Raw genomic sequence first — 16,003 nt, 5'->3', positions numbered from 1 at the left:
GAGGGCAATGCGATGAAGAAGTTAGTATTCTCCGTCTATCGTTACAACCCTGATGTCGACAATGCGCCGCGCATGCAGGATTACACGCTGGACAACCCGGAAGGCCGGGACATGATGGTGCTGGACGCGCTGTTAAAATTAAAAGAACAGGATCCGACCTTGTCGTTTCGCCGCTCGTGCCGTGAAGGGGTTTGTGGCTCCGACGGTTTGAATATGAATGGCAAAAATGGCCTGGCTTGCATCACACCCTTGTCCGCTGTTGGTCTAAAAGGTGGTAAGATTGTAGTTCGGCCTTTACCAGGCTTGCCAGTGGTGCGTGATCTGGTGGTGGATATGAGCCAGTTTTACACCCAGTACGAGAAAGTGAAGCCTTATCTGATTAACGACAGCAAGTTGCCACCAGCTGGTGAGTTTTTGCAGTCGCCTGAAGAGCGGGCTAAGCTGGATGGCTTGTACGAGTGCATCTTGTGTGCCTGTTGCTCCACTTCGTGCCCGTCATTCTGGTGGAATCCGGATAAATTTATTGGCCCGGCGGGTTTGTTGCATGCATACCGTTTCCTGGCGGACAGCCGTGATACAGCAACCGAAGAGCGCCTGAACGATTTGGATGATGCCTTTAGCGTCTTCCGCTGCCATGGCATTATGAACTGTGTCAATGTTTGTCCGAAAGGGCTGAATCCGACCAAGGCTATTGGTCAGATCAAATCGATGTTATTGAGCCGGGCGCTGTAAAGCGCCCCTTTTGAGCAAGTAACTGATGCAAGCACAAAAATAACAGTAACTTAGACTATACTGTTATTTTTTTGCGGTTTTTCCAGGTGCGCAGAAATAAGGGAAACTAAATGCACGAAGGTGTGATGAAGGCGTGGTTAGAGTCGTCTCATCTGGGCGGTGGCAACATGGCCTATGTGGATGAGCTCTATGAATCCTACTTGGCGGAACCTACCAGTGTAGGGGACGAGTGGCGTGAGTTTTTCGCTCAGTTGCCAAAGCTTGATGGTGTTGATCTGGAAGTTCGGCACTCGGATATCCGCGAGCAATTTGCTGAACTGGCGCGCAACAAGCATCGTGAAGTGGTGACGGTGCAGGGCAGTCAGTCGGCCGATTTGCGTCAGGTCAAAGTGTTGCAATTGATCAACTCCTATCGTTTTCGTGGGCATCAGCATGCTCGCTTGGATCCTCTGGATCTGTGGAAGCAGCCGCGGGTACGTGACCTCGAATTGTCGCATCACGACCTGTCTGAAGCTGATTACGATACCGAGTTCCATGTTGGATCATTTGCCGGTGGTCCGGAAACGATGAAATTGGGCGATCTGCACAAAGCTCTGGAGAAAACCTACTGCGGCTCCATCGGTGCCGAGTACATGCACATTGTTTCCACCGATGAAAAACGCTGGATCCAGCAGCGCCTGGAAGGTATTCACTCCACTCCTGATTTTGACAAAGACACCAAAAGTCGCATCTTGAAAGATTTGGTGGCTGCTGATGGCCTGGAAAAATACCTCGGCTCCAAGTTCCCAGGGGCCAAGCGTTTCGGTCTGGAAGGTGGCGATGCCATGATCCCCATGCTGAAAACCATGATTCACCGCGCCGGTGAACAGGGTGCCAAAGACTGCGTGATTGGTATGGCGCACCGGGGCCGTTTGAATACTCTGATCAACGTCTTGGGCAAAAACCCATCGGATTTATTCGATGAATTTGCCGGTAAGTACACCGTGGTCGGTGCCGGTGATGTGAAGTACCACATGGGTTTCTCATCCGATTTCGCCACCAAAGGTGGTAATGTGCATTTGGCATTGGCCTTTAACCCGTCGCACCTTGAAATTGTTAATCCAGTGGTGATGGGCTCGGTTCGCGCCCGGCTGGATCGTCGTGGCTGCACCGATGGCTCTTTGGCCTTGCCAATCACTATCCATGGTGACTCTGCTTTTGCCGGCCAGGGTGTGGTGGCTGAAACCTTCAATATCTCACAAACCCGTGCCTTTAAAGTGGGCGGTACCGTTCGTATTGTCATCAATAATCAGGTGGGCTTCACCACCTCGAACCGTGAAGATACCCGTTCTACCGAATATTGCACCGACATTGCCAAGATGGTCCAGGCACCGATTTTCCACGTGAACGGTGATGATCCGGAAGCTGTGGTGCTGGTGGCGCAATTGGCGGTGGATTACCGCAATACGTTCAAGCGTGATGTGGTGATTGATCTGGTTTGTTACCGTCGTAATGGTCACAACGAAGCGGATGAGCCGAATGCAACACAGCCGCTGATGTACCAAAAAATCAAAAAGCACCCAACACCGCGCGAGCTCTATGCTGAGAAGCTAACCAAGCAAGGCTTGCTGAGTGACGATGATGTCAAAGCCATGATGGCCAATTACCGCGATGCGCTGGATAAAGGTGATTGTGTGGTCGATGAGTGGCGACAAATGGATCATACCAGCTCAGTCGATTGGACGCCTTTCCTCAATCATGACTGGGATAGCGACTACGATGCCAGCATGAGTGTCGACGCTTTGGTTGCTTTGGGCGAAAAGGCAACGGCCATTCCAGCTAGCCATTCATTACAGCGTCAGGTCGGTCGGGTATACGAAGACCGCGCCAAAATGCTTCAGGGCGAAAAGAAAATTGACTGGGGCTTTGCTGAAATCCTGGCTTATGCTTCTGTGGTGCACGAAGGCAGCCGTATTCGGATTGTTGGTCAGGATTCTGGCCGCGGTACTTTCTTCCATCGTCACGCGGTATTGCACAATCAAACCGATGGCAGTACTTATGTACCGCTGGAGCATATTTCGGACGAGCAGGGCCCGTTCCAGGTGTACGATTCTGCCCTGTCGGAAGAAGCCGTGCTGGCCTTTGAGTATGGCTATGCTACGGCAGAGCCACGCGCTTTGGTGATTTGGGAAGGTCAGTTTGGTGACTTTGCCAACGGTGCTCAGGTGGTGATTGACCAATTCTTAAGTTCGGGCGAGCAAAAATGGGGCCGTCTCTGCGGTTTAACGCTGTTGCTGCCGCATGGTTACGAAGGGCAGGGGCCAGAACACTCTTCAGCTCGTTTAGAGCGTTTCTTGCAGCTGTGTGCTGATCACAATATGCAAATTTGTGTACCAACCACGCCGGCTCAGGTGTTTAACATGCTGCGCCGCCAGCAAGTACGACCGATGCGCCGTCCGCTGATTGTGATGTCGCCAAAATCCTTATTGCGTCATCCGCTGGCAACTTCTTCGCTGGAAGAGCTGGCATCTGGCCGCTATCTGAATGTGATTGGTGAGATCGATGATATTAAACCAGCCGATGTCAAACGGGTGGTGTTCTGTAGCGGTAAAGTCTATTACGAATTGCTCGAAGAGCGTCGTAAACGCGAAATTACCGATATTGCCATTGTGCGTGTGGAACAGTTGTACCCATTCCCGCACGAAGAAATGGAACAAATTCTGTCGCAGTACAGCCATGTGACCGATTACGTCTGGTGTCAGGAAGAGCCGCAAAACCAGGGCGCCTGGTATTGCAGTCAGCATCATTTCCGCGCAGCTATTGGTAAAGCTGGCTACCTGACCTATGCCGGTCGTGAAGCCTCATCCTCACCAGCTGTGGGTTATCTGTCAGTGCACAATAAGCAGCAACAGGCGCTGATTAACGATGCCCTGACCCTGAATCACGAGGAAAAACAATGACAGATATTAAAGTACCTGTATTGCCAGAATCTGTAGCTGATGCCACTGTTGCTAAGTGGCATGTGGCGGAAGGCGACACTGTTAGCCGTGATCAAATCGTGGTAGATATTGAAACCGATAAAGTTGTGCTGGAAGTAGCCGCCCCGGATGACGGTGTGATCGACTCCATTAAACATCAGGAAGGCGACACTGTGACGGCAGAGCAAGTGCTGGCTACCCTGAGCGCTGGCGGTAAAGCCGCCGGTGATAACAAATCCTCTGCTGCTGCGTCCAAGCAAGGTGCTGATGCAGCGGAACCCTCTCAATCTGAACAATCCGCAAAAGGTGAACAAGTGGACATTCAAGTACCCGTACTTCCTGAATCTGTTGCTGATGCAACCATTGCAACCTGGCATGTGAAGCCAGGTGAAGCTGTGACCCGCGACCAGGTGCTGGTCGATATTGAAACCGACAAAGTGGTGCTGGAAGTGGTTGCTCAGGCCGATGGTGTGATGGGCGAAATTCTGGAAGATACTGGTGCAACCGTGCAGGCTGAGCAAGTGATTGGTAAGCTCGAAGCCGGTGCTGCGCCAGCCAAGAGCGACAGCAAGGCTGAAGCGAAAGCCGACGACAAAGCGGACAGCAAAGCCGAAGCTTCCGATGACAGCAGCGACGATGTACTAAGCCCGTCCGTTCGTCGCCTGATTGCTGAAAAAGGCCTGGATGCCAGCAAAATCAAAGGCAGTGGCAAAAATGGCCGCATCAGCAAAGAAGATGTGGAAAAACATCTGGCTTCAGCCGGTAGCAAAGAAGCAGCTAAGCCTGCTGCGGCGGCGGCACCTGCTGCGGTCAGTGGTGATCGGACCCAGAAGCGGGTACCGATGACGCGTTTGCGCAAAACCATTGCCAACCGCCTGCTGGAAGCGAAGAACTCCACCGCCATGCTGACCACGTTCAATGAAGTCAATATGAAGCCGATTATGGATCTGCGTAAGCAGTACCAGGACGTATTCGAGAAGCGTCATGGCATTCGTTTGGGCTTTATGTCTTTCTATGTCAAAGCAGTCACTGAAGCGCTAAAACGTTTCCCTGAAGTCAATGCTTGCATCGACGGCGACGATATCGTCTACCATAACTACTTTGATATCAGCATTGCGGTGTCAACACCGCGTGGTTTGGTGACGCCGGTTCTTCGTGATTGCGACAAGATGAACCTGGCCGAAATCGAAAAAGCCATCAAAGATTTGGCCATTAAAGGTCGCGATGGCAAGCTGTCGATGGACGATTTGCAAGGTGGTAACTTCACCATCACCAATGGCGGTGTTTTTGGCTCGCTGATGTCGACCCCGATCATCAATCCGCCACAATCTGCTATCCTTGGTATGCATAAGATACAGGACCGCGCTATGGTGGTGGATGGTAAGATTGAAATCCTGCCCATGATGTATCTGGCGCTGTCGTACGATCACCGTATCATCGATGGGAAAGAGTCGGTTGGTTACCTGGTGACCATCAAAGAGTTGCTGGAAGACCCAACCCGCATTCTGCTGGATATCTAATTGCAGAGCGGTTGTCTTTGGCAAGGCTGATGGCCTTGCCGTGTTGCGAGCAGTCCAGTGAGACTGCTCGCTTTGTCTTGGACATAGCCATTTCAGATCAGTCGTCGTTGTTTTAGATCTGGCTGATTATGCCAAAAAATTGCGAAATAATGCTGCAGTTAGACGTCTGTAGCATTCCGAATCAGGCGGTGAAGCGCTATACTATGCGCCGATCTGTTGGTCAGGCTGCGCCAGTAGGCCAGCTTTCATTTTTAAATAACGGAAAATAGCCATGAATTTGCACGAGTATCAGGCAAAACAGCTGTTCCGCGAGTACGGATTACCAGTCTCTGAAGGCTTTGCGGAGGAAACTCCTCAAGCCGCTGCTGAAGCTGCAGACCGTATTGGTGGCAATCGCTGGGTCGTTAAAGCACAGGTTCACGCTGGTGGCCGCGGAAAAGCGGGTGGTGTGAAACTGGTTTCTTCCAAAGAAGAAATTCGTAATTTTGCACAGCATTGGCTAGGCAAAAACCTGGTGACCTACCAAACTGATGAAAAAGGCCAGCCGGTCAGCAAAATCCTGGTTGAGTCCTGCACCGATATCGAAAAAGAATTGTATCTGGGTGCTGTGGTAGACCGTGCCAGCCGTCGTATTGTCTTTATGGCATCGACCGAAGGTGGTGTAGACATTGAGAAAGTGGCTGAAGAAACGCCAGAAAAAATCATCAAAGTAGCGGTTGATCCTTTGGTGGGTGCTCAGCCGTTCCAGGCGCGTGAAATTGGCTTTAAGCTGGGCCTGACGCCAGAGCAAATCAAGCAGTTCACCAAAATCTATCTGGGCCTGGCTCAGATGTTTGTTGATCTGGACATCGCGCTGATTGAAGTCAACCCATTGGTGATTACCTCTCACGGTAATCTGCACTGCCTTGACGCCAAACTGGTGGTCGATAGCAATGCGCTGTATCGTCAGCCAAAAATCCGTGCTTTCCATGATCCGTCGCAAGAAGACGAGCGTGAAGCCCGTGCTGCTCAGTGGGAACTGAACTACGTGGCGCTGGAAGGCAACATCGGCTGTATGGTCAATGGTGCTGGCCTGGCCATGGGTACCATGGACATCGTCAAGCTAAATGGCGGCCAGCCTGCCAACTTCCTCGATGTGGGTGGCGGTGCGACCAAAGAGCGTGTTTCTGAAGCGTTCAAAATCATTCTGTCTGACTCTGCCGTGAAAGCAGTGTTCGTGAACATCTTCGGTGGCATCGTCCGCTGCGACATGATTGCCGAAGGCATCATCGGTGCGGTGGAAGAAGTCGGTGTGAACGTTCCTGTGGTAGTTCGTCTGGAAGGCAACAATGCCGAGCTGGGCGCGAAAAAACTGCAAGACAGCGGCTTGAACATCATTGCAGCCAACTCTCTGACTGAAGCTGCTCAGGCTGTTGTTAAAGCTGCAGGAGGCAAATAATGAGCATTCTGATCAATAAAGACACCAAGGTGATCTGCCAGGGTTTTACAGGCAGCCAGGGTACTTTCCACTCCACTCAGGCTATCGAGTACGGTACGCAGATGGTTGGTGGTGTGAGCCCGGGTAAAGGTGGTTCTACTCATTTGGGTCTGCCGGTATTTAACACTGTACGTGATGCGGTCGAAGCTACAGGCGCAACTGCGACTGTGATCTACGTCCCAGCACCATTTTGCAAAGATGCCATCATCGAAGCGGCTGATGCCGGTATTCAACTGATTGTTTGTATCACTGAAGGCATCCCAACCATCGATATGCTGTTTGTTAAAGAGTACATCGATCAGAAGGGCGTGCGGATGATTGGTCCAAACTGCCCGGGCGTGATTACGCCAGGCGAGTGCAAAATCGGTATCATGCCAGGCCATATCCACAAGGCCGGTAAAGTGGGCATCGTGTCCCGTTCTGGTACTTTGACCTATGAAGCGGTTAAGCAAACTACCGACGAAGGTTTTGGCCAGTCTACCTGTGTAGGTATTGGTGGCGACCCAATTCCAGGTTCTAACTTCATTGATATTCTGAAGTTGTTCCAGGACGATCCAAAAACCGAAGCCATCGTGATGATTGGTGAAATCGGTGGGACCGCCGAAGAAGAAGCGGCTGCCTTTATCAAAGATCACGTCACCAAGCCGGTGGTTTCTTACATCGCAGGTGTTACTGCCCCTCCAGGCAAGCGCATGGGCCATGCTGGCGCCATCATTTCTGGTGGTAAAGGTACAGCCGATGACAAGTTCCGTGCTTTGGAAGATGCAGGCGTGAAAACGGTGCGCTCTTTGGCCGATATCGGCAAAGCACTGCGTGAGCTGACCGGCTGGTAAGCTGCTTTCTGCTTCAAATAAAACCCGCTGCTTGCAGCGGGTTTTTTGCATTCTAGCCCTTGATACCCCCATTTTACAATTTTACCTGGATAGAGGATTGCATTTTTTCTAGAGATCTGTGCACTATATTAGTTATTGCTTTTTTGCAATAGATCATAAAAAAACATAATAACAAACACCAGGAACTTAAGTATGCATACGTTTAATCAATCGTTGCTTTACACTGCACTCGCAGGCGCACTTTCAATAACCACTTCAACAGGATTGGCTGCTGATGAGTCCAGTGCAACCGACGATAATGTTGAGGTGATCACGGTTACATCGCGTAAGCGTGTTGAAACTATTATCGAAGTCCCTATGAATGTATCTTCGATCTCTGCTCTGGAAATAGCTGATCGGAACTTGATTACCAAAGATGATTTACAGCGCACTTTAGCCGGTGCAGCCTCTCCGACAGGGGTATTAATACTACGCGGCTTATCTGGCGGCAACAGTGCCGCACCATCGACCACTTCATCATTTACAGACGATATTCCATTCAATTTTGTCGACTTATATGACATTGAAGCTGTTGAGGTTTTGCGCGGTCCACAAGGTACGCTTTGGGGATCGAATGCAATTGGCGGTACCATTCGGGTTATTACCAAAAAGCCAATGCTGGATACTTTTGAACTGAATACTTCTGTTCAAGCAAAATCGACTCAAAATGTTGATGGCACCAACCTGCAAGCTTGGGCTGCCATTAACTTGCCTTTGATTGAAGATACACTGGCAATGCGGGTCACTGCACATAGCAGCCATAAACCCGGTACTATTGTTAATGCAGCGACCGGAACCCAGCGCAAAGTTGAAGATCAATACATTCGCTCCCAGTTTTTATGGCAACTAAATGATGATACAAGTGTCAACTTTAGTTATTACAATGTGCAAACAAGTACCGTAGGCACTCGCATTGCTGATTTATCTCGACCTACTGGCCGTTTGTTTGCAAATACTACTGAAAATCCAGATTCAATCTATGGTTACGATGTTGACTATGGTTTTTCACCTTGTGCTGAAGGACAAAGCCGTGCGGAGTGTTTCGGCAATGTTTCTTCCAGTCGTCCTAGTAAGTACATGATTTGGGAAAGTCTGGATGGTTGGTTAAAAGATGAAACTAATCTGTTCTCATTAAGTGCAAACTTTGACAATGTACTGAACTTTGCTGATGTGACTTATGCTGGTTCTTATCGTCAAAACCGGGAAGACTCACTGGATAACTGGTCACGTCTTGACATGGCCGATATGGTCAAAACCTGGATCATTAACTACGACAAAACATCTCGTTTGACTCACGAGTTCCGTATTCAGGATATTGGCCAAACAGAAAACCTGAAGTGGACCATCGGTGCTTTTTATGACAAAGGTTGGCGTGGCAATATTCCAAACAGCCAGTTCCAGTATCATGAAAGTGATCCGCGCAGTATTGCCATTTTCTCTGATTGGAACGATTGGGTAGATTGGGAAGACTACTGGGGTGAGTTGGGTGTGTTCAACGTGGGTCAGCTAGGCGAGTATTGGTATGGTGATTCCAGTATTAACTACAACCTGTACTACAATGGCTCTTACTCAGTAGAAAAAGCTTTGTTTGGTGAAGCCAGTTACACCATTCGGACGGATAATATCGGCAGTTTCGAGCTGACGGCCGGTATCCGCTATTTTGACTTGGAAGACTACGCTTCTTTCGGCTATTCAGGCATCTGGGAGGCCCGTGAAGGCAGGACTGTTCAGAGTCAAGGCGAAGAATCTGGTAATCGTAAAAAAGTGAGTATCGCATGGTTACCTGACTCTGGCAGAATGTCGGTTTATGCCCTGTATTCAGAGGGTTACCGTCCTGGCGGTAACAATGCACCGTTAGCCAATGCTTGCCGTAATGATCCTTTCGCAGAGGGGTATCAGGAGCGTTATACCTCTGACTCTATTGATAACTATGAAATTGGTTATAAGATGAATACTGGTAATTTCCAGTTTTCGTCTGCTATCTACCAAATCAATTGGTCAGATGTTTGGGCTAGTGTGTACATGCCGACCTGTGGTTTTAGTTACACTGCTAATGCGGCAAAAGCGCGCTCGCGTGGTTTTGAGTGGGAAAGTAAATACAGCTTTGCCAACGACTTAGATCTGGTGTTCAATGCCTCTTATACCGATGCAAAGTTACTGGATAACGTCCCGTCACTGCAAGCTGAGGCTGGTCAGAATATGACACAAGTGCCTAAGTACAATGCCTATATAGGGCTGGACAAGGGGTTGAACTTATTCGGCAAGCAAACTTTTGTTCGGCTGGATTTAGAAGCCTACGGCAAATACAACTCGCACTTTAACGCGCGTGAAGATGGTACAGATACATCGGATGCTTATCGCAGAGTGAATCTGTCTGGTCGTATGGAGCTAAATGATAACTTGCGATTGAGTGTCTTTATCAACAACTTGTTCGACAGCGAAATTGAGTTGTTCCGTCAGGCGCGAACTCGTTCAGGTAGTACAAATAATCTGAATGTTTTGTATGCCGATGAGCGTTCTGTAACGATGCGAATTGATTACACTTTCTTTTAATTAAATTCATCATCAATGAAAGGGGCCTGTTAGGCCCCTTTTTCATTCAGGTGCCACTGTTAAGTGTTGGTTTCGCTGTTATAATGAGCCAAATTTCGTATGTTCCAGAAAAGGACTCAATCAGCTATGGCGGACGTAGATCATCGCCCCAGTAATTTTATTCGTCAAATCATCGATAAAGATTTAGCCAGTGGCAAACACAACTCGGTACATACCCGTTTTCCACCTGAGCCGAATGGCTTTTTGCATATTGGCCACGCTAAATCCATTTGCCTGAATTTTGGTATTGCCGAAGATTATCAGGGCAGCTGCAATCTGCGCTTTGATGACACCAACCCTGAAAAAGAAAACATCGATTTTGTGCACTCCATTCAGCAGGATGTGAAGTGGCTGGGCTTTGACTGGCAAGAGCCGTTGCATTATTCATCGGATTACTTTGATAAGCTCTATGGTTTTGCGGTCGAGCTGATCCAAAAAGGTCTGGCCTATGTTTGTTTTCTTAATGCCGAGGAAATGCGTGAATACCGCGGTAGCCTGACCAAGCCAGGCAAGCACAGCCCAACTCGCGATACCTCGCCGGAAGAAAACCTGGCGCTGTTTGAAAAAATGCGCGCTGGTGGTTTTAAAGAAGGTGAGTGTTCGCTGCGAGCCAAGATTGATATGAGCTCGCCTTTTATCTGCATGCGCGATCCGGTGATTTACCGGGTGAAGTTTGCCCATCACCATCAAACCGGCGACACATGGTGCATTTACCCGATGTACGATTTCACCCACTGTATATCGGATGCATTGGAAGGTATTACCCATTCGCTTTGTACGCTGGAGTTTCAGGACAACCGCCGTTTGTACGACTGGATCCTGGATAACATCAGCATCGATTGCCACCCGCAGCAGATTGAGTTTTCCCGTTTAAATCTGGAATACACTGTGATGAGCAAGCGCAAGCTGCAAACCCTGGTGGAAAAGCAAGTGGTGCAGGGTTGGGATGATCCGCGTATGCCGACCATCGCGGGGTTGCGCCGCCGTGGTTACACGCCGGAGTCGATTCGGGAGTTTGCCAAACGCATTGGTGTGACCAAGCAAGACAACATCATTGAGATGAGTGCCCTCGAGTCCTGCATTCGGGATGATTTGAATGTACGGGCACCGCGCGCTATGGCGGTGCTGGACCCGTTGAAAGTGACCATTACCAACTATCCGGATAGCGAGTTGCAGTGGCTGGATGTTTCGAATCACCCGAACGATGACAGCTTGGGACAACGCCAGTTACCCTTTGGTAAGGTGGTCTACATTGATCAGGCTGATTTTCGCGAAGAAGCCAATAAAAAGTACAAGCGCTTGGTGACTGGCGGTTGTGTGCGGCTGCGTAATGCGTATGTGATCCAGGCCGACGAAGTCGTCAAAGATACGAATGGTAAGGTGATCGAGCTGCTGTGCAGTTATCTGCCGGAGACTCTGGGTGAGAATCCAGCTGATGGCCGCAAGGTGAGGGGGGTGATCCATTGGGTCGAAGCAACCCAGGCCAAACCAGCCGAGTTCCGGGTCTATGATCGCTTGTTCAGTGTACCGAACCCTGCTGCAGAGGAAGATTTTCTGCAGTGTGTGAATCCTGAGTCTTTGTTAATCAAACAAGGCCTGGTGGAGCCATCCTTGCAGCATGCAGCTGCCGGGCATGCCTACCAGTTTGAACGTGAGGGTTATTACTGCGCCGACAGTATCGACTCAAGCTCGGAGCGCCTGGTGTTTAACCGCACCGTAGGTTTGCGAGATAGCTGGAGCGATGCTTCTTAAGCCTTGCTTAAGTGTTGGGGTTTCCAATAAGGGCCATCCATGCGATGGCCCTTATGTTTTAAAGTCAGGAGTTTTTGCTTAACGACCTTTTCGAAGCAATAGGCCAAGACCAATGACCACGGCAACGGCACCAGATACCATATAAAGCACCGTGTTGTCGGTTGGGTTGCCAGTAATCGCCTCGGTAATTTGAGACGCGGTTGAGTGGTATTCGGTGTAGGCAAAGTAAAGTAAAATAGCGCCTGCGACAAGGGCTGCTATGCCAATAATTCGTTGCATCTTCTTCTCCCTGATTGAAAGTATGGATCTGATAACCCAGTCACCCCCATCAGACTCCGGCTGACATCTGTTTTTGAGGTTACCTGGCTATAAGCCTAGTCGAGCGTTGGAAAATTGCGTACTATTTTGAAAAGCTTAGTGTGATACGCAGGTTTTGGAGGCATGTGCATGGTATCCGGTCGTGATGAAAAAATAGAGCTGGAGCATGAAGCGGCCCGAATTTTTATGCGCCTCTATGAGCGACGTTTTGGCATTAAGATGCGCCACATCTGGCACAACGAGCCACGACGGCCGGATGTTTCCTGTTACTATGATCACCAGAAACTGGATTTGGAAATCGCGCATTTGTATGGCAGTGAGGCGGAAGCCATGCACATCCTTGGGCGCGAACTTAGCCCGCACACTCACCGTGAGCTGTTGCAACTGATGCGTATGCCGGCAGAGGCTCGCCTGGTCGCAGCGCTCAACAGTTTACTGGCCAGCAAGGCAGAAAAACGTTACGACAGCGAGCGCGTTTGGCTGGTGATCCGCAATGCCAATCCGTTATGGACGAAAGAGGAGATGCTGGCGCATTTTCCGAAACTGCACTTACCGAAAACCCATCCATTCGAACAGGTGTGGGTGATTGGCGATATGCAGGGTGAGTCCGGCTTGCTGGCACTTTACCCGCCACGGCACTTACCTAAGCAGCAAACCAAGCCGTACAGAAAGGATTTTTGATGATGCTGAACATTTATCACCGCCTTGCCCGGCTATTGCAGCCAGCATTCTGGTTGATTTTACTGCTGGCCGCTGGGAGCGGCCTGGTGTTTTTCTGGCAGGTGCTTGGTTCCGACCAACCGCATCAAAGCACAGTGTTGTTCTGGTTGCTGGTGATGCTGGCTTTGCTTGGGTGCCTGCTGGTTATTAAGCTATTCGCAAGCCCCGCACCGTCACTGGATGGACAGAAAGGCTTTTTATCGCGGTTGAAAATTCGTTTGATTCGTTTGGGGTATTCGCTGCTGGCTGTGATGACCAGTCTGATTTGGCTGGCTATTATGGTATTGGCTTTGCGGGTTGGTTTTGGTGCTCTGCTTCGACTGATACTGGGGCAGTGAGCATGCGCTGGGATATTTTTTGCCGGGTGATCGATAACTTTGGGGATATTGGCGTCTGCTGGCGTTTGGCAAAGCAGCTGCAAGCTGAACATGGCTGCCAGATACGGTTATGGGTTGATGATTTGCAAAGCTTTCAGTGCATTTGTCCTGAGGTGCAGCCGCAGCTTGCCAGGCAAGTTTTAACGCAAGGTATCGAGGTGTGGCACTGGACTGATGAGGTGAATGCTTTGCTGCACCAAGCTGGTTGTGCTCAGGTGGTGATTGAAGCCTTTGCCTGCGATTTACCGAAGCTGTATGTGCAGCAAATGGCAGCAGCAGCTACCAAGCCGGTTTGGTTGAATCTGGAGTATTTATCGGCCGAGGACTGGGTGTTGGACTGCCATGCGTTGCCATCACCTCATCCGCAACTGCCGCTGCAAAAGCATTTTTTCTTTCCTGGCTTTGTCAAAGGGACCGGTGGTTTACTGCGGGAGCACAACCTTGTAGAAACCATGACGGCCTGGTTACAGCAAGGCGGCAAGGCCCGCTTGCTCAACGAGCTGGGTATTGAGCAGCCACAGCGCTATCAGCGCCTGATTTTTCTGTTTGCCTACAGCCACCTTGAACTAATGCCGTTGCTAACTGCCTGGGGGCAAGCAAGCATACCGCAACTCTGTTTGGTGCCGGAAGGCGCTTTGGCGAATGAGCTGCGTACTTTGTTCCCTCAGCTGGTACGTTGCCGTTCGCTTGCATTAGGAAATCTTAGCCTGCAGCTGTTACCTTTTATTAATCAACAGCAGTTTGATCAGCTGTTGTGGTGTGCGGATGTCAATTTCGTGCGGGGTGAAGACTCGTTGGTGCGGGCGCTATGGGCCGGGAAACCTTTTGTCTGGCAATTGTACCGTCAGGCTGAGGACGCTCACCTTGAAAAGCTAACCGCATTCTGGCAGCACTTTGTTCAAGGCATGCCTGCAGACTTACAGCAGGCGTTATGGCAGTTCTGGTTGCACTGGAATCAGCAAGAAGACGTTGTTTCTCCCTGGCAGCAACTGTTAGCGCTTCTCCCTGAATGGCAGATGCACTGCCTTGGCTGGCGTAATGAACTCTGTAAACAGGGCGATCTGGCAAAGAATCTGGTGCGTTTTGTTGAAAAAAAATTTATACTAACGCCAAATTTTTCCTAGTAAGAAGAAACTACTATTATGATGAAAACTGCTCAAGAGCTACGTGCTGGCCAGGTTATTATGGTTGGCAGCGAGCCAATGGTCATTTTAAAAGCGGAATACAACAAGTCTGGCCGTAACTCGGCTGTTGTTAAAATGAAGCTGAAAAACCTGCTGAACAGCCAAGGTACTGAAACCGTATACCGCGCTGATGACAAGTTTGAACAAGTGATTCTGGAAAACAAAGAAGTCACTTATTCTTACTATGCCGATCCTATGTATGTCTTTATGGACGAAGAATACAACCAGTTCGAAGTGGAAGCAGAAAACATGGAAAGTGCGCTGAAGTACCTGGGTGACGGTATGCAGTGTACCTTGGTGTTCTACGGGGAGCGTCCAATTTCTGTTGATTTGCCAACCATCGTCATTCGGGAAGTGGTTTACACCGAACCTGCTGCTAAAGGCGATACCACCGGTAAGGTAATGAAGCCAGCCAAACTGGATACTGGCTTTGAACTGATGGTGCCAGCTTTCGTAGAAACCGGCGATCGCATCGAAATTGATACCCGCACCGACGAATACCGTAGTCGCGCGAAAAACTAATTGTTTGACGTATTGCTAGTCACAGGGAGCTTCGGCTCCCTGTTTGTTTTGTGGGCTAGTTCGCCCAGCGCAGCTGATTTTTACCCTGTTGCTTGGCTTGGTACAACATGTCATCGGCAGGCTTAATGGCGGCTTCTAGCTGTTGGTGTTGCGCCGGCATGCAGCTGACACCGCCGGCACTCAGTGTAATGATGTCGCTGACTGGGGAATAATCATGGGGAATGTGCAAGTCTTTGACTTGTTGCAAGCAAAACTCAATCAGTTGACGACTGCCATCTTCGTTGCTTTCAGGCAACAAAATCACAAACTCTTCGCCACCATAGCGGGCGATAAAGTCATTCGGTCGCTTCAGGCTGTTTTTTAACGTGTTGGCCACCAGATGCAATACTTTGTCGCCCGCGGCGTGACCGTAATGGTCGTTGTATTCTTTAAAATGGTCAATATCCAACATGACGATACTTAGTGAGCTTTGTTGCCGTGCTGCACTTCGCCAGTACAGATCCAGCACCTGGGCATATTTACGGCGATTGGCAATGCCGGTCAGCGGGTCGATGTGGGCCAGCTGCTCCAACATTCGGCGTTGTCGAGCCAGTTGCAAGTGCAAACGTACCCGTGCCTGTACGATGGCGGTATGAAAAGGTTTGTATATGTAGTCGCAGGCACCCAAGTGAAGGCCTTGCTCTTCGTGGCTGCTGTCATTTAGGGCGGTTATAAAGATCACCGGGATGCCGCTGGTCAGGCTCTGGTGTTTGAGGGTTTTTATCAATTCAAAACCGCTGGTTTCTGGCATCAGCACATCCAGTAAAATCAAGTCGGGTTGATACTCAATGGCTTTTCGCAAGCCTTGCTCTGCCGATTGTGCCAGCATCACATCGACATCCTGACGTAAAATATCGCCAAGAACTTTCAGGTTGGTTTTCTGATCATCGATGATCAAGACACGTTGTCTGCCAGGGGCTGGTTCGCTCATGTTTTCTATT

At 49.8% G+C, this 16,003-nt stretch carries 13 protein-coding genes; 11 read left to right on the top strand and 2 right to left on the bottom strand.

Annotation, left to right across the window (positions count from 1 at the left end):
• Positions 1-12: 12 nt before the first annotated feature.
• From BLW37_RS05440 to glnS, 7 genes are all read left to right on the top strand, one after another.
• Positions 13-732, top strand: coding sequence for a succinate dehydrogenase iron-sulfur subunit (locus BLW37_RS05440; protein WP_091340749.1), 720 nt, complete (start codon positions 13-15; stop codon positions 730-732).
• A 110-nt stretch (positions 733-842) separates the two neighbouring features.
• Positions 843-3,671: a 2-oxoglutarate dehydrogenase E1 component gene (locus tag BLW37_RS05435; RefSeq protein ID WP_091340746.1), complete on the top strand. Its 2,829-nt coding sequence runs from the start codon at positions 843-845 to the stop codon at positions 3,669-3,671.
• Positions 3,668-5,209, top strand: coding sequence for a 2-oxoglutarate dehydrogenase complex dihydrolipoyllysine-residue succinyltransferase (gene odhB / locus BLW37_RS05430; protein WP_091340743.1), 1,542 nt, complete (start codon positions 3,668-3,670; stop codon positions 5,207-5,209). The genes BLW37_RS05435 and odhB overlap by 4 nt, the downstream gene beginning before the upstream one ends.
• A gap of 271 nt (positions 5,210-5,480) precedes the next feature.
• Positions 5,481-6,647, top strand: a complete 1,167-nt coding sequence (sucC, locus tag BLW37_RS05425; RefSeq protein ID WP_091340739.1) for an ADP-forming succinate--CoA ligase subunit beta — start codon at positions 5,481-5,483, stop codon at positions 6,645-6,647.
• Positions 6,647-7,519: a succinate--CoA ligase subunit alpha gene (gene sucD, locus BLW37_RS05420; RefSeq protein WP_091340736.1), complete on the top strand. Its 873-nt coding sequence runs from the start codon at positions 6,647-6,649 to the stop codon at positions 7,517-7,519. The genes sucC and sucD overlap by 1 nt, the downstream gene beginning before the upstream one ends.
• A 192-nt stretch (positions 7,520-7,711) precedes the next feature.
• On the top strand, positions 7,712-10,111 hold the full coding sequence (locus BLW37_RS05415) for a TonB-dependent receptor (protein WP_091340733.1): 2,400 nt from the start codon (positions 7,712-7,714) through the stop codon (positions 10,109-10,111).
• A gap of 126 nt (positions 10,112-10,237) precedes the next feature.
• A complete protein-coding gene (glnS, locus tag BLW37_RS05410; protein WP_091340729.1) occupies positions 10,238-11,902 on the top strand; it encodes a glutamine--tRNA ligase in 1,665 nt (554 codons plus the stop codon).
• A 78-nt stretch (positions 11,903-11,980) separates the two neighbouring features.
• Here the strand turns inward: glnS and BLW37_RS05405 are convergent, their stop codons facing one another.
• Positions 11,981-12,181: a DUF3185 family protein gene (locus BLW37_RS05405; protein ID WP_091340727.1), complete on the bottom strand. Its 201-nt coding sequence runs from the start codon at positions 12,179-12,181 to the stop codon at positions 11,981-11,983.
• A 168-nt stretch (positions 12,182-12,349) separates the two neighbouring features.
• Here BLW37_RS05405 and BLW37_RS05400 point away from each other — a divergent pair, with 168 nt between their 5' ends.
• Genes BLW37_RS05400 through efp form a run of 4 tightly spaced genes read left to right on the top strand, consistent with a single transcriptional unit; the run spans position 12,350 to position 15,023 of the window.
• Entirely contained in the window at positions 12,350-12,901 is a 552-nt protein-coding gene (locus tag BLW37_RS05400; protein ID WP_091341089.1) for a hypothetical protein, read from the top strand.
• Positions 12,901-13,278, top strand: a complete 378-nt coding sequence (locus tag BLW37_RS05395) for a hypothetical protein (protein ID WP_091340725.1) — start codon at positions 12,901-12,903, stop codon at positions 13,276-13,278. The genes BLW37_RS05400 and BLW37_RS05395 overlap by 1 nt, the downstream gene beginning before the upstream one ends.
• Before the next feature lie 2 nt (positions 13,279-13,280).
• Positions 13,281-14,441 carry an elongation factor P maturation arginine rhamnosyltransferase EarP gene (gene earP / locus BLW37_RS05390; protein ID WP_091340721.1) on the top strand — a complete coding sequence of 387 codons (1,161 nt, stop codon included), beginning with the start codon at positions 13,281-13,283 and terminating at the stop codon, positions 14,439-14,441.
• Positions 14,442-14,462: 21 nt separating this feature from the next.
• Complete coding sequence (gene efp / locus BLW37_RS05385) at positions 14,463-15,023, top strand: elongation factor P (protein ID WP_091341087.1); 561 nt, start codon at positions 14,463-14,465, stop codon at positions 15,021-15,023.
• A 55-nt stretch (positions 15,024-15,078) separates the two neighbouring features.
• Here the strand turns inward: efp and BLW37_RS05380 are convergent, their stop codons facing one another.
• Positions 15,079-15,993 carry a GGDEF domain-containing protein gene (locus BLW37_RS05380; RefSeq protein WP_091340717.1) on the bottom strand — a complete coding sequence of 305 codons (915 nt, stop codon included), beginning with the start codon at positions 15,991-15,993 and terminating at the stop codon, positions 15,079-15,081.
• Positions 15,994-16,003: the final 10 nt, after the last annotated feature.

The organism is Alkalimonas amylolytica, from assembly GCF_900107845.1.
Taxonomy (GTDB): domain Bacteria; phylum Pseudomonadota; class Gammaproteobacteria; order Enterobacterales; family Alteromonadaceae; genus Alkalimonas; species Alkalimonas amylolytica.
This window is presented reverse-complemented; position numbering and strand designations above follow the sequence as displayed.